This window comes from Mesorhizobium sp. P5_C1, from assembly GCF_054049815.1.
In genome coordinates this window covers 1-4,027 of the sequence record NZ_JBFULQ010000504.1, presented here as the reverse complement: position 1 = coordinate 4,027, position 4,027 = coordinate 1, and the positions used below count along the sequence as shown (strand labels likewise).

The 4,027-nt window shown below is 61.4% G+C and carries 3 protein-coding genes; 1 reads left to right on the top strand and 2 read right to left on the bottom strand.

Translation table 11 applies throughout. The features are described 5' to 3' along the window. Window positions 1-154: 154 nt before the first annotated feature. Entirely contained in the window at window positions 155-1,978 is a 1,824-nt protein-coding gene (glmS, locus tag ACXJ7R_RS26710) for a glutamine--fructose-6-phosphate transaminase (isomerizing) (protein WP_457154446.1), read from the bottom strand. A gap of 209 nt (window positions 1,979-2,187) precedes the next feature. Here glmS and ACXJ7R_RS26705 point away from each other — a divergent pair, with 209 nt between their 5' ends. Then, entirely contained in the window at window positions 2,188-2,556 is a 369-nt protein-coding gene (locus ACXJ7R_RS26705) for an ADP-ribosylation/crystallin J1 (protein ID WP_457154445.1), read from the top strand. Here ACXJ7R_RS26705 and glmU read toward each other — a convergent pair whose 3' ends face one another. Next, window positions 2,557-3,933, bottom strand: a complete 1,377-nt coding sequence (gene glmU, locus ACXJ7R_RS26700) for a bifunctional UDP-N-acetylglucosamine diphosphorylase/glucosamine-1-phosphate N-acetyltransferase GlmU (RefSeq protein WP_457154444.1) — start codon at window positions 3,931-3,933, stop codon at window positions 2,557-2,559. Window positions 3,934-4,027 lie beyond the last annotated feature (94 nt).

The window sequence follows — 4,027 nt, the reverse complement described above, 5'->3', positions numbered from 1 at the left end:
ACATTAGAGCATGATCCCGAAAAGTGGGAACCGGTTTTCGGAAAAAGATCATGCAAAAAAAGAAAAAGAGCAGCTGTGATGCAAATACCATCACAGCGGCTTCTGTGTGAACCGGAAGGCGCTTTGGACTGCGAAGTTTTTTGGAAGGGGGCGCCTACTCCACCGTCACCGATTTCGCCAGATTGCGCGGCTGGTCGACATCGGTGCCCATGAACACGGCGGTGAAATAGGCGAGCATCTGGATCGGCAGCGCGTAGATGATCGGCGAGATGATTTCCGGCACGTCCGGCAGCACGATCGTCTCCATTGTCTTGACGCTGGTGAGTGCCGCGCCCTTGCTGTCGGTGATCAGGATGATTTTGCCGCCGCGCGCCGCCACTTCCTGCATGTTGGACACGGTCTTTTCGAAGATGCGGTCGTGCGGTGCGATGACGATGACAGGCATGTTCTCGTCGATCAGCGCGATCGGCCCATGCTTCAGCTCRCCSGCSGSATAGSCCTCGGCGTGGATATAGGARATTTCCTTGAGYTTKAGGGCGCCTTCCATGGCCAGCGGAAAATTGGTGTCGCGGCCGAGATAGAGCACGTTCTTGTAGTGTGCGAGGTCGCGCGCGATCTTTTCGATCTGATGGTCGAGCTTCAGCACCTGGTTGGCGTAACGCGGCGCCTCCGACAACTCGCGCACAAAGGTCTTTTCCTGCTCACGCGAGATCGTGCCGCGCGCCACGCCGGCACGTACGGCAAGCGATGCCAGCACCGAAAGCTGGCACGTGAAGGCCTTGGTCGAGGCAACGCCGATCTCCGGGCCGGCGAGCGTCGGCAGCACAACGTCGGATTCGCGCGCCATGGTCGATTCACGGACATTGACGAGCGCGCCGATCTTCATCCCCGCCTTGCGACAATAGCGCAGCGAGGCCAGCGTGTCGGCGGTCTCGCCAGATTGCGAGATGAAGAAGGCGGCATCGTTCGCGGACAGCGGCATTTCGCGATAGCGGAATTCGGAGGCGACATCGATATCGACCGGGAGCCGCGCGTAACGCTCGAACCAGTACTTGCCGATCAGGCCGGCGAGATATGCGGTGCCGCAGGCCGAAATCGCCAGCCGGTCGATCTTGGCAAAATCGAACGGCAGGTCGAGCGGCTTGGACACGCCACCAACGAAGTCGAGATAATTCGCCAGCGTGTGCGAAATCACTTCGGGCTGTTCATGGATTTCCTTCTCCATGAAATGGCGCCGGTTGCCCTTGTCGACCATGAAGCTGGTCGAGAGCGACTGCTGCCGCTTGCGGTCGACCTTGTTGCCGTCGATGTCGAAGATCGTGACGCCGTCGCGGCGCACCACCGCCCAATCGCCATCTTCGAGATAGGTGATCGAATTGGTGAACGGGGCGAGCGCGATGGCGTCGGAACCCAGGAACATCTCGCCGTCGCCATGGCCGACAGCCAGCGGCGGGCCATTACGGGCGCCGACGATCAGGTCCTCGTCGCCTTTGAACATGATGGCCAGCGCGAAGGCGCCTTCCAGCCGCTTCAGCGCCTGGTGCGCGGCCTCGACCGGCTTCAGCCCCCTGGCCAGTTCGCGCGCCACCAGATGGGCGACGACCTCGGTGTCGGTCTGCGAAGAAAAGCTGTAGCCGTCACGCTTCAACTCGTCGCGCAATTCCGCGAAGTTCTCGATGATGCCGTTGTGGACGATGGCGACGCCGTCGGAAAAATGCGGATGCGCATTGGTCTCGTTGGGCACACCGTGCGTTGCCCAGCGCGTGTGGCCGATACCGATCGTGCCATCGAGCGGATCGTCCTTGAGCCGACGTTCGAGGTTGATCAGCTTGCCTTCGGCGCGCCTGCGTGCAAGCTGACCATGTTCGATGGTGGCGACGCCGGCCGAGTCATAGCCGCGATATTCGAGCCGTTTCAGCGCGTCGACGATGAGCGGCGCAACCTGCGAGTGGCCGACGATTCCAACGATACCGCACATGCAGACAGCCCCCAATTCCCCATGGAAAACCAGCACTATTTAGGGATGGCCGGCCTGCCGCGAAAGTCACATTGCATTTCGCCCCGTGTAACGGAACGCTTCTGTACGCATGCACCATGACAGACCGCTCTTGCAATCCGGTTACTGCAATCATTCGGTTTTTCAGCCATTCGGTTCCCGGTCGGGAAATGTTTGGCTAAGCTCCTACCATGAACGAAACCATATCAACCATTACACTCTGGCGCCCGGTCGGACCTGACGAGCTGAAACTCATCGAGGCTTCGGACATGCGGGCGTTTCCGCCGCGCCTGCCCGAACAGCCGATCTTCTATCCGGTCCTGTCGGAAGCCTATGCCGTGCAGATCGCGCGCGACTGGAACGTGCCGTCAAGCGGAGCAGGCTTCGTGACGCGGTTTGACGTGCTGAAAAGCTTTCTCGACCGCTACCGGGTCGAGCACGCCGGCAGCAAGGCGCATCTCGAATACTGGATACCCGCCGAGGACCTCGATGATTTCAACAAAGCCATCGTCGGCAAGATCGAGGTGACCGCCGCCTTCGACAAGGACATGACCGGCTAGCTAGTGGTCGGCGCCGGCAGCCTTTTTCTTCGCGGCCGCGGCCGAAGCAAAGCGCTCGCGCAATTCCTTGGCCTTGCCGGGGATGGTCTTCTGGCGGGCGCGACCGAAGGCCAGCGCATCGTCCGGCACGCTTTCGGTGATGACGCTGCCCGACGCGATGTAGCCGCGCTTGCCGATGGTGACGGGCGCCACCAGCGAGGAGTTCGATCCGATAAAGGCGCCCTCGCCGATGTCAGTGAAGAATTTCGAGTAGCCGTCGTAATTGCAGGTGATGGCGCCGGCCCCGATGTTGGCGCCCGCGCCGACGCGGGCATCGCCGATATAGGTCAGGTGATTGACCTTGGCGCCGTCCTCGATGGTCGCCTGCTTGACCTCGCAGAAATTGCCGACCTTGGCCTTGTTCCTGAGATCGGCCCCCGGTCGCAGCCGAGCGAATGGCCCAACTTCGCAATTCGAGGCGATGGTGGCACCCTCGAAATGGCTGAAGGCATGGATCTTGGCGCCGGTGGCGATCTTCACACCCGGACCGAACCAGACATTTGGCTCGACGATCGTGTCGGCGCCGATTTCGGTATCATGCGAGAAATACACGGTCTCAGGCGCGATCAGCGTCACGCCCGACAGCATCGCCTCATGACGGCGGCGCGCCTGCCAGATACCTTCGGCCTGCGCCAGTTCGGCGCGGTTGTTGATGCCGAGCGCGCTTTCGAAGCTGGCCTCGGTGGCCACGACATCGAGGCCTTTCGCGGTGGCAATCTCGACGATGTCAGTGAGATAGTACTCGCCCTTGGCGTTCTTGTTGCCGACCGCATCGAGCAGCGTCAGCGCCTGGCTGCCGGCCACCGCCATCATGCCTGCATTGCAAAAGCCGATCTTCCTTTCCTCCGCGCTGCAGTCCTTCTCCTCGCGGACGGCAATCAGCTTGCCGCCTTTTTCGATCAGCCTGCCATAGCCGGTCGGATTGGGCGGGCGGAAACCTATGACCACGACGGCGGCACCTTCCGCCAGTTTCAGCCGCGCCACGGTGAGCGCGTCGGCTTCGATCAACGGTGTGTCGCCGAACATCACCAGGATATCGTTGTAACCCTTTGATATCGCTTCGCGCGCGGCAAGCACCGCATGCGCGGTGCCAAGGCGCTTTTCCTGCACGAAGGTCTCGGCCTTCGGCGCGAATTTCGCGGCTGCCTTGCGCATCTCGTCGGCGCCATGACCGATCACCAGCGCCTGGCTGCCGGCACCGGCGGCCTCGGCCGCCTTCACCACATGGGCGACCATCGGCAGCCCGGCGATCTGGTGCAGCACCTTCGGCAGCGTGCTCTTCATGCGCGTGCCTTCGCCGGCGGCGAGGATGACGGACAGGCAGGATCTCTGGCTCATGGGTGAACAACCATATGAAAAGGGTTGGGAATCAAGACAGGATAGCAGTGGCGCCTTGCTGCACCAATGCGGTTAAATTCCGGTGAGATGGTAG

Bases quoted from the DNA above. Each gene is read 5' to 3' on its own strand.
- ACXJ7R_RS26705 (WP_457154445.1), top strand. From the start codon at position 2,188: ATGAACGAAACCATATCAACCATTACACTCTGGCGCCCGGTCGGACCT.
- glmU (WP_457154444.1), bottom strand. From the start codon at position 3,933: ATGAGCCAGAGATCCTGCCTGTCCGTCATCCTCGCCGCCGGCGAAGGC.